Annotated in this window: 12 protein-coding genes; 4 read left to right on the forward strand and 8 right to left on the reverse strand. The window is 70.3% G+C overall.

Annotation, left to right across the window (positions count from 1 at the left end; translation table 11 throughout):
* Positions 1 to 4 precede the first annotated feature (4 nt).
* From NNZ72_RS03030 to trxA, 4 genes are all read left to right on the forward strand, one after another.
* Positions 5 to 730 (forward strand): nucleotidyltransferase family protein, encoded by a 726-nt coding sequence (locus NNZ72_RS03030; RefSeq protein ID WP_257312555.1) that lies wholly within the window; start codon positions 5 to 7, stop codon positions 728 to 730.
* The gene (gene addB, locus NNZ72_RS03035; protein ID WP_257312559.1) at positions 727 to 3,876 is read left to right on the forward strand and encodes a double-strand break repair protein AddB; all 3,150 of its coding nucleotides are present in this window, start codon (positions 727 to 729) and stop codon (positions 3,874 to 3,876) included. The genes NNZ72_RS03030 and addB overlap by 4 nt, the downstream gene beginning before the upstream one ends.
* Positions 3,869 to 7,408, forward strand: a complete 3,540-nt coding sequence (gene addA / locus NNZ72_RS03040) for a double-strand break repair helicase AddA (RefSeq protein ID WP_257312561.1) — start codon at positions 3,869 to 3,871, stop codon at positions 7,406 to 7,408. The genes addB and addA overlap by 8 nt, the downstream gene beginning before the upstream one ends.
* Positions 7,409 to 7,497: 89 nt before the next feature.
* The gene (gene trxA / locus NNZ72_RS03045; protein ID WP_257312564.1) at positions 7,498 to 7,818 is read left to right on the forward strand and encodes a thioredoxin; all 321 of its coding nucleotides are present in this window, start codon (positions 7,498 to 7,500) and stop codon (positions 7,816 to 7,818) included.
* Between the two features lie 53 nt (positions 7,819 to 7,871).
* Here trxA and NNZ72_RS03050 read toward each other — a convergent pair whose 3' ends face one another.
* The 8 genes from NNZ72_RS03050 to phaZ form a co-directional block, all read right to left on the reverse strand.
* A complete protein-coding gene (locus NNZ72_RS03050) occupies positions 7,872 to 9,188 on the reverse strand; it encodes a bifunctional folylpolyglutamate synthase/dihydrofolate synthase (RefSeq protein ID WP_257312567.1) in 1,317 nt (438 codons plus the stop codon).
* Positions 9,185 to 10,093, reverse strand: coding sequence for an acetyl-CoA carboxylase, carboxyltransferase subunit beta (accD, locus tag NNZ72_RS03055; protein WP_257312571.1), 909 nt, complete (start codon positions 10,091 to 10,093; stop codon positions 9,185 to 9,187). The genes NNZ72_RS03050 and accD overlap by 4 nt, the downstream gene beginning before the upstream one ends.
* A 38-nt stretch (positions 10,094 to 10,131) precedes the next feature.
* Positions 10,132 to 10,971, reverse strand: coding sequence for a tryptophan synthase subunit alpha (gene trpA / locus NNZ72_RS03060; protein ID WP_257312574.1), 840 nt, complete (start codon positions 10,969 to 10,971; stop codon positions 10,132 to 10,134).
* A gap of 15 nt (positions 10,972 to 10,986) precedes the next feature.
* Positions 10,987 to 12,207 (reverse strand): tryptophan synthase subunit beta, encoded by a 1,221-nt coding sequence (gene trpB, locus NNZ72_RS03065; RefSeq protein WP_257312576.1) that lies wholly within the window; start codon positions 12,205 to 12,207, stop codon positions 10,987 to 10,989.
* Entirely contained in the window at positions 12,204 to 12,878 is a 675-nt protein-coding gene (locus NNZ72_RS03070; protein ID WP_257312579.1) for a phosphoribosylanthranilate isomerase, read from the reverse strand. The genes trpB and NNZ72_RS03070 overlap by 4 nt, the downstream gene beginning before the upstream one ends.
* A gap of 52 nt (positions 12,879 to 12,930) precedes the next feature.
* Positions 12,931 to 13,692, reverse strand: coding sequence for a M48 family metallopeptidase (locus NNZ72_RS03075; RefSeq protein ID WP_257312581.1), 762 nt, complete (start codon positions 13,690 to 13,692; stop codon positions 12,931 to 12,933).
* A 106-nt stretch (positions 13,693 to 13,798) separates the two neighbouring features.
* Complete coding sequence (locus NNZ72_RS03080; protein WP_257312584.1) at positions 13,799 to 14,239, reverse strand: DUF2852 domain-containing protein; 441 nt, start codon at positions 14,237 to 14,239, stop codon at positions 13,799 to 13,801.
* A 140-nt stretch (positions 14,240 to 14,379) separates the two neighbouring features.
* Positions 14,380 to 15,669 carry a polyhydroxyalkanoate depolymerase gene (gene phaZ, locus NNZ72_RS03085; RefSeq protein ID WP_257312586.1) on the reverse strand — a complete coding sequence of 430 codons (1,290 nt, stop codon included), beginning with the start codon at positions 15,667 to 15,669 and terminating at the stop codon, positions 14,380 to 14,382.
* Between the last annotated feature and the right edge of the window lie 9 nt (positions 15,670 to 15,678).

Raw genomic sequence — 15,678 nt, forward strand, 5'->3', positions numbered from 1 at the left:
GGGAATGACAATCGAAGACGCCATGGTGCTGGCCGCCGGCCTCGGAACGCGGCTGAGGCCGATCACCGACAGGATGCCGAAGCCGCTCGTGCCGATCGCCGGCAAGCCGATGATCGACTACGGGCTCGACGCGCTGGCGGCGGCCGGCGTGAAGCGCGCCGTCGTCAACGTCCACCATTTCGCCGAGCAAATGATCGCCCACCTTTCCGCGCGCCAAAAGCCGGAGATCCTGGTCTCCGACGAGACGGAGCAGCTGCTGGATTCCGGCGGCGGGCTGGCGAAAGGGTTGAAACGCCTCGGCCGCGGTCCGGTCCTGGTGATGAACGCCGACCTCTTCTGGATCGGCGAGAGACCCGGCAGGCCGACGAACCTCCAGCGCCTCGCCGAGGCCTTCGACCCGGAGCGCATGGACATCGCCATGCTCTGCGTGCGGCTCGAGGACACGACCGGCCACAACGGCCGCAACGACTTTTCCATGGATGCCGACGGCCGGCTCTCGCGCTACCGCGAGGGCGCGGGCACGCCCGTCGTCTATGCCGGCGCGCTCGCCCTGATGCCGGCGCTGCTCGACGACGCACCGGCCGAGCCCTTCAACCTCAACATCTATTTCGACCGGGCGATCGCCGCCGGCCGGCTGTTCGGCCTGATGCTGGAAGGCCACTGGATCACCGTCGGCACGCCGGAGGCGATCGGCGCGGCCGAAGCCGCCGTGGCGAGGATCGCAGCGTGACGGCGCGGCGGGGCGGGCGCGTCTATTCGATCCCGGCGAGCCTGCCCTTCCTCAAGACGGTCGCCGAGGCGCTGCTCGACGGCCGCCTCGTCCCGGGCTTTTCCTACGATCCGGCGCGCCCGCTGGCGCTCGCCGACGCCACCATCTACGTGCCGACCCGCCGGTCCGCCCGCGTGCTGCGCTCGCAGTTCGTCGACCTCCTCGGCGGCCGCTCGGCGATCCTGCCGGTCATCCGCCCGCTCGGCGAGACCGACGACGACAGCGGCTTCTTCGACGAGGCCGCGCCCGCCCTCCTCGACATGGCCGAGCCGCTCTCCGGCCCCGTGCGGCTGATCGAGCTCGCCCGGCTGGTGCTCGCCTGGCGCAACCGGCTGCCGGCGGCGATCGCCGCCGTCCATGCCGAGAGCCCGCTGGTGGCGCCGGCGAGCCCCGCCGACGCGATCTGGCTCGCCCGCAACCTCGCCGAGATCATCGACGCGATGGAGACGGAGGCGCTCGACTGGACGGCGCTCGACCGGCTCGGCACGTCCGGCCATGCGCTGTGGTGGCAGCTCACCGCCGAGTTCCTGAAGGTCGCGCACGAATTCTGGCCGGCGCGGCTCGCCGAGCTTGCCCGCTCCTCGCCGTCGCTGCGCCGCAACGCCACGCTGCACGCCGAGACGGAGCGCCACCGCACCGCACCGCCGGACGGCCCCGTCGTCATCGCCGGCTCGACCGGCTCCATTCCTGCCACCGCCGGGCTGATCGCCGCCGTGGCGAAGCTGCCGAACGGCGCCGTCGTCCTGCCCGGCCTCGACCGCGTCATGACGGACGCCGACTGGCGGCTCGTCGGCCTGGAGGCGGTCGCGGACGGCCGCAGCGATTCCACCGCCCGCAGCCACCCGCAATACGGCCTCAACCGGCTGCTCCACCGCATGGGCTGCGAACGCGACGATGTGGAGACGCTCGGGAGCCCGCCGGAGGACCTCGAATACCGCGCCGCGGTGCTCTCCAGCGCCTTCCTGCCCGCCGAGGCCACCGCCGGCTGGAGCGCCGTGCGCGAAAAGCTCTCCGCCGAGCGCATCCACGCGGCCTTCCGCGACGTGGCGCTGGTGGAGGCCGCGGGCGAGCGCGAGGAGGCGACGGCGATCGCCATCGCGCTGCGGCTGGCGCTGGAGGACGGGCCGGAAAGCCAGGCGGCGCTGATCACGCCCGACCGCAAGCTCGCCCGGCGGGTCGCGGCCGAGCTTGCCCGCTTCGGCATCGAGGCGGACGATTCGGCCGGCACGCCGCTCCTCTCCACGCCGCAGGGCACGCTCACCCGGCTCCTCACCGACGCCGTGCTGCGGCCGGGCGATCCGGTGCCGCTCGCCGCCCTCCTCAAGCATCCCCTCGCCCGCTTCGGCCTCGACGCCGCATCCTTGCGCGAGGGTGCGGCGGCGCTGGAGCTGATCGCGCTGCGCGGCGGCACCACGGAGATCGACATCGCCGCGCTCGGCCCGCTCCTCGACGCGGCGCTGGAACGGCAGGCGGAGGACCGGCATCCGCCCGCCTGGCGCATGGCGATCCCGGCGGACAGCATCGCGCTCGCCCGCAAACTCGCGCGCCGGGTGGGCGAAGCGGTGGAGCCGCTTGCCGGCGTGCTGGTGCGCGAGGCCCGCACCGGCCGTCGCTTCACGACCAAGCGTACGCTTTCCGACTGGGCCGAGCGGACCGGCCGCGCGCTGGAAGCGGTCGCAATGGACGAGCGCGGCAATCTCGCGGCGCTGTGGTCGGGCGAGGCGGGCGACGGGCTCGCCGCCCTCCTCAGGGGCGTGATCGAGGCCGACGGCCAGATCGAGGCCGACGGGCCGCAGTGGTGCGACATCATCGAGGCGCTGGCGGCGAACGAGAGCGTGAAGCCGCGGGCGATGCGCCATCCGCGCGTCTTCATCTTCGGCGCACTCGAATCGCGCCTGCAGAGCGTCGACACGGTGGTGATCGGCGGGCTCAACGAGGGCACCTGGCCGGGGCAGACGAGGAACGACGCGTTCCTCTCCCGCGTCATGAAGGTGGACATCGGCCTCGAGCCGCCGGAGCGGCGCATCGGCCAGCTCGGCCACGACCTGCAGATGGCTGCCGGCACGCGCAAGCTGATCCTGACCCGGGCGCTGCGCAACGGCACCGCCCCCACCGTCGCCTCGCGCTGGCTGCAGCGGCTGCTGGCCGTCGGCGGCCCGGCGCTCGCCGCGGATCTGCGCGCGCGCGGCCGCGACCTGATCGCCTGGGCGGCCGCCATCGACACCGCGCCGCCGGTACCTTCCGTCACGCAGCCCGCGCCAAAGCCGCCGGCGGAGCTGCAACCGAGAAAATACTCCTTCAGCGAGATCGGCCGGCTGCGCCGCGACCCCTACGCGATCCACGCGCGGCACATTCTCCGCCTCCATCCCGTCGCCCCGTTCAACCTCGATCCCGGCCCGGCCGAGCGCGGCTCGCTCTACCACCGCATCGTCGACCGCTTCGTGCGCGAGGAAGGAACGGCCGAGCCGCTGACGCTCGTCCGCCGCATCCTTAACGAGGAATTCGACGCGGTCGGCCTGCCGCTCCATGTCGACGCCGTCTGGCGGCCGCGCTTCGCCGCCGTTGCCCGCACCTTCGTGGACTGGCACCTGAAGCGCCGGCCGGCGATCCGCGAGGTACTGACGGAGGTCGGCGCCGCGCTCGACCTTTCCGCCGGCATCCGGCTCACCGGCACGGCCGACCGCATCGACATCCTGCCGGACGGCACGGCCGACATCATCGACTACAAGACCGGCAGCAGCCCGTCGCTCAAGGTCGCCCGTGCACTGCTCGACCCGCAGCTCGCGCTGGAGGCGGCGGCGCTGCGCCGCGGCGCCTTCCGCAAGGCGGGAATCCGTGAGCCGGCTAACCTTCTTTATGTCCGCCTGAAGCCCGGCGAGCGCTTCAAGCCGGAGCAGGTAGACAATAAGGACAAATCCGCGCTCATGCTGGCGGAGGACGCGCTTACCGAGCTGGAGAAGCTGCTCGCCGGCCTGATCGAGGGCCGCTACGGCTTCGCCTCCCGGCTGATCCCCGAGCAGGAGCGCGCCTGGGGCGGCGAATACGACCATCTGGCCCGCGTCGCCGAATGGGCCTCGGCGGAGAACGGGGAGGGCGAGGATGCGTGACGAGGACAGGCCACTCTCCGACGATCCCGCCGAATGGCTCGGCTGGACCGCGCTCCGCCAGGCGGATGCCTCCGATCCCGTCCGCTCCGCCTGGGTCTCGGCCAATGCCGGCTCGGGCAAGACCCATGTGCTGACGCAGCGCGTCATCCGGCTGCTGCTCGCCGGCTGCCGGCCGTCCGCCATCCTCTGCCTCACCTATACCAAGGCGGCCGCCTCGGAGATGTCGAACCGCGTCTTCCAGCGGCTTGCCGAATGGGCGACGCTGCCGGACGAGACGCTTTCGCAGAAGGTGGCCGAGATCGAGGGCCGGCAGCCGGACGCCCTCAAGCTCGCCGAGGCGCGCCGGCTCTTCGCCCGTGCGCTGGAAACGCCGGGCGGCCTGAAGATCCAGACCATCCACGCCTTCTGCGAGGCGCTGCTGCACCAGTTCCCGCTGGAGGCCAACGTCGCCGGCCATTTCTCGGTGCTCGACGACCGCGCCGCCGCCGTGCTGCTCGCCGACGCGCGCCGCACGCTGCTCACCGCCACGGCCGCCGAGGACGACCGCCCGCTCGCCGCCGCCTTCGCCACCGTGCTCGACATCGCCGACGACACCGGCCTCGACCGGCTGATCTCGGAGATCGTCGCCGCGCGCGGGCCGCTGCGCGCCTTCCTCGACACGGCCGCCGCGACGGGCGGCGTCGACGGCGTCCTCCGGCGCGGCATGGCGATCGGCGCGGACGAAAGCGCTGCGGATATCGTCGCCGCCTTCTGGCCGCTCGACGGCCTTCAGGGCCCCGTGCTCGACGGCTACCTGTCGCTTGCCGAGACGCTCGGCAGCGAGACGGTGAAAACCTCGGCGGCCGTCCTCAGGGCGGCAAGCCGGCTCGCGGACGACGAGGCGCGCCGCGCCGCACTCGCCGATCTCTTCTTCACCGCCGGCGGCGCGCCGAAGAACCTCGACCGCGCCTTCCTGTCGAAGAAGGTGAAGGAGGCGGCGCCGCATCTGGAAGAGGCGCTTGCGGCGGCGCAGGCGCATATCGTCGCCTGCACCGACCGGCTCCGGCGCTTCCGTCTCTACGAGGCGACGGCGGCGGCGCTCGTCATCGCCGAGCGGCTGATCGGCGACTACGAGGACTTGAAGCGCGGCCGCAGCCTGCTCGACTTCGACGACCTGATCGACCGCACGGCGGCCCTTCTCACCCGCGACGGCGTGAGCGCCTGGGTGCACTACAAGCTCGACCAGGGCATCGACCACATCCTCGTCGACGAGGCGCAGGACACGAGCCCGCGGCAATGGCAGATCGTCACCGCGCTGACGGACGATTTCTTCGCCGGCGAGACGGCGCGCGCCGCCCGGCGCACGATGTTCGCCGTCGGCGACGAGAAGCAGTCGATCTATTCCTTCCAGGGCGCGCGGCCGGAACGATTTGCGGAGGAAGGCCGGGTCCTCGCCCGGCGCACGCAGGCCGCCGAGGCGTCCTTCAGCCAGATCAGGCTGCTCCTCTCCTTCCGCTCGACGCGCGAGGTGCTCTCGGCCGTCGACCGGGTCTTTTCCGACCCCGCCAATGCACGCGGCCTCACGCCCGACGACAACGTCATCGTGCATGCCTCCAACCGCGGCCGGGAGCCGGGCGCCGTCGACATCTGGGAGCCGATCGCCGCCCCGCCCGGCCTCGACGAGGAGGACTGGACCGCGCCCTTCGACGCGGTGGCGGAAGAGGCGCCGATCAACGTGCTCGCCCGGCGCATCGCCGACACGCTTCACGGCCGGATCGGCCGAGAGACCGTGACGGAAAAGGGCAAGGCCCGGCCGATGGAGCCCGGCGACGTCATCGTGCTGGTGCGCAAGCGCGACGCCTTCGTCAACGCGCTGACCCGGACGCTGAAGCAGCGGCATCGGCTGCCGGTGGCAGGCGCCGACCGGCTGGTGCTGACGAAGCACATCGCCGTGCAGGACCTGATGGCGCTCGGCCGCTTCGCCGTGCTGCCGGAGGACGACCTGTCGCTGGCGGCGCTCCTGAAAAGCCCGCTCTTCGGCCTCGACGACGACCGGCTCATCGACCTCGCCGGCTATCGCGGCGAGCGGCAGAGCCTCTGGGCGCGGCTGAAGGAAGACGCGGCACTCGGCGATATCGTCCGCCGGCTCGAAACCGCGATCGCCGAGGCGCGCGTGCTGCCGGTGCACGACTTCTATGCCCGCATCCTCGGGGCGGGCGGCGGCAGGCGGGCCTTCCTCGCCCGGCTCGGCAGCGAGGCCGGCGAGATCATCGACGAGTTCCTGACCTTCGCGCTCGACCAGGAGGAGAACGGCCTGCCGGGCCTGCAGGCCTTCGTCTCGACGCTGGAGCTGGAGGCGCCGACCGTCAAGCGCGAGCAGGACAAGGCGCGCGGCGAGATCCGCATCATGACCGTGCACGCCGCCAAGGGGCTGGAGGCGCCGGTGGTCTTCCTCGTCGACGGCGGGTCGAAGCCCTTCAGCCACAGCCACATGCCGCAGCTCCGCTTCCTCGCCGCGCCCGGCCTGCCGGAGGGCCTTCCCGCCTGGCTGCCGCTCAAGGACCTTTCCAACACGCTGACCGAGGCCGACGCGGCGCGCATCCGCGCGGGCGCGGAGGAGGAATACCGGCGGCTCCTCTACGTGGCGATGACGCGGGCCGCGGACAGGCTCGTCGTCTGCGGCTATCGCGGCAAGACCGAGAACGAGGGCACTTGGCACGGGATGGTCGCGGGCGCGCTTGCCGGCGACGCGCGCTGCAGCGAAGCGACCTTCTCCACGCCGGGCGAGACCTGGCAGGGTTTTCGCTGGCGCGAGGATGGGGCACGGACCGCCGAGCCGGAGCCCGTGGCAGCACCGGAGACGGCGGAAGCGCCGCCCCTGCCGGAGGCGCTCTCCCGCCCGCTGCCGCCGCAGGCGACGCTGCCGCGGCCGCTCAGCCCCTCGGGAGCCGCGGCCGTCATCGAGACGGACGCCGCCGACCTCATGGTGCCCTCCGCCCTCTTTTCCCGCAAGGGCGTGCCCGGCGGCGCGCACGCGCTGGAGCGCGGGCGCATCCTGCACCGCTTCGTGCAGGTGCTGCCCTCCCTCGACCCGTCCGACCGCGCGGCGGCCGCCCGGCGCTACCTGGAACGGGCGGCCGGCGGCTGGCCGGAGACCGAGCGCGCCGCGCTGGTCGAGGCGGCGCTCGCGGTGATCGCCGACGACAGCCTCGCCACGCTCTTCTCGGCGGAGGCGCGGGCGGAGGTCTCGATCATGGGGACGCTCACGCTCGGCGGCCGCGACTATGCCGTCTCGGGCCGGGTCGACCGGATGGCGGTCGGCGCGGAGACCGTCGAGATCGTCGATTTCAAGACCAACCGCGTGCCGCCCTCCACCCCGGCGGACATTCCCTTCGAGCACAGGGCGCAGCTTGCGATCTACCGCGAGATCCTGCGGCCGCTCTATCCGGCCCGCGATATCCGTTGCGGCCTGATCTACACGGAGGGCCCGACGGTCTGGTGGCTCGACGGCGGGCTGCTCGACGCGAGCCTTGCCGAACTGGGCACAAAGTGAGATACCGGCCGCAAACATCCGCGCCGCCCCTTGAACCCCGCGGCCTCATGCATCACATCTTGAGCAACGTTCACCATCAGGAGAGCCCCATGGCTACCGTCAAAGTCGACAAGTCCAATTTCCAGGCCGAAGTGCTGAATTCCGCCGAGCCGGTGGTCGTGGACTTCTGGGCGGAATGGTGCGGCCCGTGCAAGATGATCGCGCCGGCTCTGGAAGAGATCTCGGCCGAGCTCGCCGGCAAGGTGAAGGTCGCCAAGCTCAACATCGACGAGAATCCGGAGCTCGCCGCCCAGTTCGGCGTCCGCTCGATCCCGACGCTTGCGCTCTTCAAGGGCGGCGAAGTGGCCGACATCAAGGTGGGTGCCGCCCCGAAGACGGCGCTGTCCTCCTGGATTTCCAGCGCCGCCTGACGCGGTCTCACGGAAAACGGACGAAGCCCGGCCTCGCGCCGGGCTTTTTCGTTTCAGGCGGGCGGCGTGCCGTTGTCGGCGAGCACGTCGCCGACGAGATAGAGCGACCCGCCGATCAGGATGCGCGGGCGCGTCGTGATGCGGCCGATCGCAGCGAGCGCATCGGCGACGGTCGAGAGCGGTTCGGCGGCAAGGCCGGCGCGGGCGGCGTCGGTCGCCAGCGCCACCGGGTCGAGGCCGGCGTCGGAGCCGCGGATCGGCACGGTGAAGACGCGCTCGGCAAGGCCGCGGAACGGCTCGAAATAGCCGACCGGGTCCTTGGTGTTGATCATGCCGGTGACGAGGAAGAGCGGGCGCGGATCGCGCTCCTCGAAGCTCGTCATCGTCTCGGCGATCACCTGGCCGGCACCGGGGTTGTGGCCGCCGTCGACCCAGATCTCGCTCCCCTCCGGCGCAAGGCGCGCGAGCGTCCCGTCCGTCAGCCGCTGCAGCCGGCCCGGCCACTCGACCTCAGTCAGCCCCCGTTCCAGCGCCCGGTCGCCGACCGTAAAGCCCGCCGCCTTGACGGCGCGGATGGCGGCGGCGGCATTGGCATATTGATGCCGGCCCGGCAGGCGCGGCAGCGGCAGGTCGGCAAGGCCGGTCTCGTCCTGGTAGACGAGGCGGCCGTGCTCCTCGTAGGCGAAGAAATCCTGGCCGTAGACGCTGTGCGGGCAACCCAGCCGCTCGGCCGTCGCGACCAGCACGTCGCGGGCGGCCGCCTCCGGCTGGTAGCCGACGACGACGGGCGCGCCGCGCTTCATGATGCCGGCCTTCTCCGCCGCGATCAGCTCGACCCGGTCGCCGAGATAGGCCTGGTGGTCGAGCGAGACCGGCATGATCACGGAGACGGCCGGGCGCGGGATGACGTTGGTGGCGTCGAAGCGGCCGCCGAGGCCGACCTCCAGGATCGCCACATCCGCCGGATGCTCGGAGAAGAGCAGGAAGGTGACGGCGGTCAGGATCTCGAAGACCGTGATCATCTGGCCGCCATTGGCGGCGGCGACCCGGCGCACGGCATCGGCCAGCACGCCGTCCTCCACCAGCCGGCCGCGCCCGCCTTCGACGCCGAGCCGGTAGCGCTCGTGCCAGTTGACGAGATGCGGCGAGGTGTGGACGTGGACGGAAAGGCCTTCCGCTTCCAGGATCGACCGGCAGAAGGCGGAGACGGAGCCCTTGCCGTTGGTGCCGGCGGCATGGATCACCGGCGGCAGGCGGAGGTGGGGGTCTCCCAGGGTGGAAAGCAGCCGCGCGATGCGGTCGAGCGACAGGTCGAAGCCCTTGGGGTGGAGACCGAGAAGCGCCTCGATCTCCCGCGCGGCCTCGCTCATGCTTCGGCGACGGCCGGCAGGGCGCCGTTGGTGATCGCCTTCTGCGGCCTGGCGGCGGGCTGCTTCGTCAGGATCTTCAGGAGCCGGGCGAGCGTGTCGGGAATGTCGTGGCGCTTCACCACCATGTCGACCATGCCGTGCTCCAGCAGGTATTCCGAGGTCTGGAAGCCTTCCGGCAGCTTCTCGCGGATCGTCTGCTCGATCACCCGCTTGCCGGCAAAGCAGATCTCCGCGCCGGGCTCGGCCAGATGCACGTCGCCGAGCATGGCGTAGGAGGCGGTCACGCCGCCGGTCGTCGGGTTGGTCAGCACGACGATATAGGGCAGGCCCGCTTCCTTCAGCATCTCCACCGCGACCGTGGTGCGGGGAAGCTGCATCAGCGAGAGGATGCCCTCCTGCATGCGCGCGCCGCCCGAGGCGGGGAACATGACGAGCGGGCACTTTTCGGCGATCGCCCGCTCGAAGGCCTTGATGATGGCCTCGCCCGCGGCAATGCCGAGCGAGCCGCCCATGAAGGCGAATTCATGGACGACGGCGACCAGCTTGACGCCGCGCACGCGGCCGACGCCGGCGAGGATCGTGTCCTCCAGCTCGGTCTTGGCGCGGCTGTCGCGCAGGCGGTCGGTGTATTTCTTGGAATCGCGGAACTTCAGCGGGTCCTGCGCCACCTTCGGCTGCGGCAGCTGCTCGTAGACGCCCTCGTCGAACAGGTCCCGGAGCCGCGCCTTGGCCGGCATCTTCATGTGATAGCCGGAGGCGGGGATGACCCACTTGTTCTCCTCGAGATCGCGGTGGAACACCATCTCGCCGGTCTCGGGGCACTTTATCCAGAGGTTCTCCGGAACTTCCCTGCGGCCGAGCATCGAGTTGATCTTCGGCCGAACGTAATTGGTGATCCAGTTCACGTGCTAAACTCCGATTGTCCGCCCCAAATCTGGGTATTCTATTCCGCCGCCGCAAGGCGCGCGGCGCGCACGCCCGAGGCGAGGCTCATCACCAGCGTCTCGACGCCGGCGACGGTGGCGGCACTCGCCTTGCCGTCCTCGGTCAGGCTGGAGGCGATCTGGTTGACGATGGCCGTGCCGACGACGACGCCGTCCGCCGAGGCGCCGATGGCGCGCGCATGCTCGGCCGTCTTGACGCCGAAGCCGACGCAGACCGGCAGGCGCGTATGCGCCTTGATGCGGCCGACCGCGCCGGAGATCAGCGACGGATCGGGCAGCGCCGAGCCGGTGATGCCGTTCATCGACACGTAATAGACGAAGCCGGAGGTGTTGCGCAGGACCGTCGGCAGGCGCTTGTCGTCCGTGGTGGGCGTGGCGAGCCGGATGAAGTTGACGCCCTTGGCGACGGCCGGCAGGCACAGCTCGTCGTCCATCTCCGGCGGCAGGTCGACGACGATCAGGCCGTCGATGCCGGCGGAGATCGCATCGTCCAGGAAGCGGTCGACGCCGTAGATGTAGATCGGGTTGTAGTAGCCCATCAGCACGATCGGCGTGGCGTCGTCGGTGCGGCGGAAGTCGCGGGCCATCTGCAGGGTCTTGGCCAGCGTCTGCCCGCCCTTCAGCGCGCGCTGGCCGGCCATCTGGATCGCCGGGCCGTCGGCCATCGGGTCGGAGAAGGGCATGCCGAGCTCGATGACGTCGGCGCCGGCCTTGGGCAGCGCCGTCATGATCTCCAGCGAGCTCGCATAGTCCGGGTCGCCGGCCATGAAATAGGTGACGAGTGCCGGGCGGCCTTGCGCGGCGAGATCCGCGAAGCGTTTGTCCATGCGTGCGGTCATCTCAAAGCTCCCATCTCACAGTTCCATGCCCAGGATCTTGCCGACGGTGAAGATATCCTTGTCGCCGCGGCCGCAGAGGTTCATGACGACGATCTCGTCCTTGCCCATCTTCGGCGCACGCTTGACGACCTCGGCGAGCGCATGGCTCGGCTCCAGCGCCGGGATGATGCCCTCGACGCGGGTCAAGAGCTGGAAGGCGGCGAGCGCCTCTTCGTCCATGATCGGCACATATTCGACGCGGCCCATGTCCTTCAGCCACGAATGTTCCGGACCGATGCCCGGATAGTCGAGGCCGGCGGAGATCGAATGGCCTTCCTTGATCTGGCCGTCGCCGTCCTGCAGCAGATAGGTGCGGTTGCCGTGCAGCACGCCGGGCGAGCCGGCCGTGAGCGAGGCACAGTGCTCCTCGCCGTCGAGCCCCTTGCCGCCGGCTTCCACGCCGACGATCTTCACGCCCTTGTCGTCGAGGAAGGGGTGGAACAGGCCGATGGCGTTCGAGCCGCCGCCGACGGCGGCGACGATCAGGTCGGGCAGCCGCCCTTCGGCGGCGAGGATCTGCTCCTTCGCCTCCTTGCCGATCACCGACTGGAACTCGCGCACCATCTCCGGATAGGGATGCGGGCCCGCGGCGGTGCCGATCATGTAATAGGTGTCGTCGACGTTGGTCACCCAGTCGCGCAGCGCCTCGTTCATGGCGTCCTTCAGCGTGCCGTGGCCGGCCGTGACGGGCTTCACCTCGGCGCCGAGGAGCTTCATGCGGAAGACGTTCGGCGCCTGGCGCTCGACGTCGGTCGCGCCCATGTAGACGACGCAGGGCAGGCCGAAGCGGGCGGCGACCGTCGCGGAGGCGACGCCGTGCTGGCCGGCACCGGTCTCGGCGATGATGCGGGTCTTGCCCATGCGCTTTGCCAGCAGGATCTGGCCGAGGCAGTTGTTGATCTTGTGCGAGCCGGTGTGGTTGAGCTCGTCGCGCTTGAAATAGATCTTCGCGCCGCCGAGCTCCTCCGTCAGCCGCTCGGCGAAATAGAGCGGGCTGGGGCGGCCGGTGTAATGGGTGTTGAGGTTCTGGAGCTCGGCCTGGAAGGCCGGGTCGGTCTTGGCCGCGTTCCACTTCTCCTGCAGGTCGAGGATGAGCGGCATCAGCGTCTCGGCGACGAAACGGCCGCCGAAGATGCCGAAGCGGCCCTCCTCGTCGGGTCCCTCGCGGAACGAATTCAGGTTCGGTGACTGGTTCACATGCCTCTCCTCGCGTGCGCGATGTCGCCTTGCGCCGTCCGCACCGCTGCAAAAAAATCGTCCATCAGGCCGAGGTCCTTGACGCCCGGCCGGGACTCGACGCCCGAGCTGACATCGATGCCCGGCGCGCCGGTGACCGCCAGGGCCTCGGCGACGTTGTCCCTGTTCAACCCTCCCGAAAGCATGTAATCGACGCCGCCGTCAAGCGAATGCATCAGCCGCCAGTCGAAGGCGACGCCGTTGCCGCCGGGAAGCTCGGAGCCCGCCGGCGGCTTGGCGTCGAAGAGGAAGCGGTCGGCGATGCCGAGATAGGGCTCGATCTTCTTCAGGTCGTCGGCCTCGCGCACCGAAAAGGCCTTCATCGCCGGCAGGCCGTAGACCGCCTTGACGGTCAGCACGCGCTCCGGGCTCTCGCCGCCGTGCAGCTGCAGGATGTCGGGCGACAGTAGGGCCACGATCTCGTCGAGGTCGTCGTTGTCGGCATCGACCGTCACCGCGACGATCCTCGCCTTGCCGCGCACACGATCCGCCAGCCGGCCGGCATCGGCGGGATCGACGTTGCGCGGGCTTTTGGCAAAGAAGATGAAGCCGACATGGGTCGCGCCGAGGGCCACGGCCCGGTCGACGGCCTCTTCGGTCTTCAGCCCGCAGATCTTGATGTCGAGTGTCATGCTACGCTCCATGGGGCACGGGACTCGCACGAATCACCGGAAGAGTCGAGCCTCAGGCGAAATCGACGGCGTGCAGGAGGCTGCCGTTGCGCTTCAGCCAGCGCTTCGCCTCGTCCATGCCGGGGCAGAGCTCGCCGCAGAGCGCCCAGAAGGCCGGGCCGTGGTTCATCTCGCGAAGATGCGCCACCTCGTGGGCGGCGAGATAGTCGATGACGGCGGGCGGCGCCATGGCGATGCGCCAGGAGAAGCTGAGCGCGCCGTCGGCCGAGCAGGAACCCCAGCGGCTGCGCGTGTCGCGCAGCGTCAGCGACTTCGCCCGCCTGCCGATCCGCCCGGCATGGACGGCGACGAGCCGTTCGAGCTCGATGCGCGCCTCCTTTTTCAGGAAATCGGCGATGCGGCGCGGCAGGCTCTCCTCCATGCCGCCGACCCGCAGCACGGCCTCGCCGTCGACGACGAGCGCTTCCGTCAGGCCGCGCAGCCGGCCGGTCGCCTCGATGCGGTGCGAGACGCCGCGCAGCATGACGTAGCCGCCGTCGACGAGCGCATTGCTGGTGCGGAAGCGGGCGAGCCGGGTCATCAGCCAGCCCTGATGGCGGTCGAGGAAGTCGCGGATCTCGCGCTCGGGCAGGCGCACCGGCACGGTCAGCCTGAGCGCCCGGCCGCCGGGCTCGATGCGCAGCGTCAGCCGCGTCGCGCGCCGGTCGCGCCGGACGACGAGCGGCATCCGGCGGCCGTTGACCTCGATCTCGCGCGTCTCCGGCTGAGGCGGCGCCTTCAAGGGCCGGCGGGGCTTGCCGAACGATGGAAACATGGAGCCTTTCATAGCCGATTCGACGCCGGCTGAAACCTTGCCGGAAAAGAGAAACCGGCGCCCGTGGCGGGGCGCCGGTCCATGCTGCGGTCGGTCTGTCCGGGCGTCAAGTCGCCGGGAAGCCGGGGACGTCGCCCTGGCCGGCGGCGCGGCGTTCGCGCATGAAGCGGTCGAACTCCTCCTGGTCCTTGGCGCGGCGCAGCTCGCGGACATAGGCGTCGAACTCCTCGCGCATCTCGTCGAGCTTGCGGCGTTCCTCGTCGAGGCGGGCAAGCTCGGCTTCGCGCCAGTCGTCGAAGGCGACGTTGCCGGTGGCGCTGCGGAAGGACGGGCCACGACCGCGACGGCCGCCGCATTTTCCGCGCCAGGAGGCGAAGGCGCCGTCGACGGCCTCGTTGGCATCCTTCTTGAAGGTCTTCAGGCGATCGCCGAAGACGATGTAGGCGAGCATGGCGAGGCCGAGCGGCCAGAACACCACGAAGCCGAGCACCATCAGCGCGATGGTGGCGGGCGTCCAGTCCGGACGAATCAGGGCTGACTGGTTCATGTGCTTTCTTCCTCACGATCGGCGGCGGCCACCCTGGCCTCCGTTGTCTCCGATGTGGGCAGCGGCGTTTCGCCGTTCAAGGCGAACGCCCGCAAATTCGGGCAAGTGCCTGAAAGCGACCCCGAAAATCGGTCCGTAATTCAGGCCGCGTCCCCGGCCTTGCCGCCGCGGATGACGCGCGGGCGGGGCTTCGCCCTGTCCGTCTTGCCGTGCTCGCCGATGAAGGCGAGGATGCGGGGCGCGATCTCCTTGCGGAAGCGCGAGCCGTTGAAGACGCCGTAGTGGCCGACGTCCGGCTGGACATAGTGCATGCGCATCTGGTCGGGGATGGCGGTGCAGATCGTCTGCGCCGCGCGGGTCTGGCCGACGCCGGAGATGTCGTCGTTCTCGCCTTCGACCGTCAGGAGCGCCACCTTGCGGATCGCCGTCGTGTCGACCGGGCGGGTGCGGTGCATCATCTCGCCCTTCGGCAGGGCATGGCGCATGAACACCGTCTCGACGGTCTGGAGGTAGAACTCGGCCGTGAGATCCATGACGGCGAGATATTCGTCGTAGAACTCGCGGTGCTTCTCGGCCGCGTCGCCGTCGTTCTTCACCAGATGCGCGAAGAACTCCTTGTGGGCGATGACGTGCCGGTCGAGGTTCATCGACATGAAGCCGGAGAGCTGCAGGAATCCCGGATAGACGAGGCGCATCACGCCCGGCTGCGGCCACGGCACCGGCATGATGACGTTGTCCTGGAACCACTCGATCGGCTTCTCCTCCGCCAGCTTGTTGACGGCGGTGGGGTTGATGCGCGTGTCGATCGGTCCGCCCATCAGCGTCATGGTGGAGGGCGAGAGCGGATCGTCGTCGGCCTCCATCAGCGCGACGGCGGCGAGAACCGGCACCGCCGGCTGGCAGACCGCCATCACATGCGTGTCCGGCCCGAGCGTGTGGATCATCTGGATGACGTAGTCGATATAGTCGTCGAGGTCGAAGCTGCCGTCCGAGGCCGGCACCATGCGCGCGTCCACCCAGTCGGTGATGTAGACCTCCGCCGCCGGCAGGAGCGCCTCGACGGTGCCGCGGAGCAGCGTCGCGTAGTGGCCGGACATCGGCGCCACGACCAGCACCTTGGGATCGCGGCGGTGGCCGGCCGGCAGACAGCGCTCGAAATGGATGAGGTTGCAGAACGGCGCCTGCCAGACGATCTTCTCGTGCACGGAGACGGGCTTGCCGTCGATCAGCGTCTCGCCGAGGCCGAAGGCCGGCTTGCCGTAGCGGCGCGTCGTGCGCTCCAGAACCTCCATGCTCGCAGCGACGGTGCGGCCGAAATAGGTGTGCGCCAGCGGATTGAACGGGTTGCGGAAGGCGAGCCGCATCTGGTCGGCGGCGGCCCGCCAGGGCGCCATCATCGCATGGTTCATTTCATAGAGGTGATAGTACATCGGCCGCGT

Origin of the sequence: Shinella pollutisoli, from assembly GCF_024609765.1 — a bacterium.
Classification (GTDB): domain Bacteria; phylum Pseudomonadota; class Alphaproteobacteria; order Rhizobiales; family Rhizobiaceae; genus Shinella; species Shinella pollutisoli.

Coding starts and splice junctions, on each gene's coding strand:
- NNZ72_RS03030 (WP_257312555.1), top strand. CDS start 5: ATGACAATCGAAGACGCCATGGTGCTGGCCGCCGGCCTCGGAACGCGG.
- addA (WP_257312561.1), top strand. CDS start 3,869: ATGCGTGACGAGGACAGGCCACTCTCCGACGATCCCGCCGAATGGCTC.
- trxA (WP_257312564.1), top strand. CDS start 7,498: ATGGCTACCGTCAAAGTCGACAAGTCCAATTTCCAGGCCGAAGTGCTG.
- NNZ72_RS03050 (WP_257312567.1), bottom strand. CDS start 9,188: ATGAGCGAGGCCGCGCGGGAGATCGAGGCGCTTCTCGGTCTCCACCCC.
- trpA (WP_257312574.1), bottom strand. CDS start 10,971: ATGACCGCACGCATGGACAAACGCTTCGCGGATCTCGCCGCGCAAGGC.
- NNZ72_RS03070 (WP_257312579.1), bottom strand. CDS start 12,878: ATGACACTCGACATCAAGATCTGCGGGCTGAAGACCGAAGAGGCCGTC.
- NNZ72_RS03075 (WP_257312581.1), bottom strand. CDS start 13,692: ATGTTTCCATCGTTCGGCAAGCCCCGCCGGCCCTTGAAGGCGCCGCCT.
- NNZ72_RS03080 (WP_257312584.1), bottom strand. CDS start 14,239: ATGAACCAGTCAGCCCTGATTCGTCCGGACTGGACGCCCGCCACCATC.
- phaZ (WP_257312586.1), bottom strand. CDS start 15,669: ATGTACTATCACCTCTATGAAATGAACCATGCGATGATGGCGCCCTGG.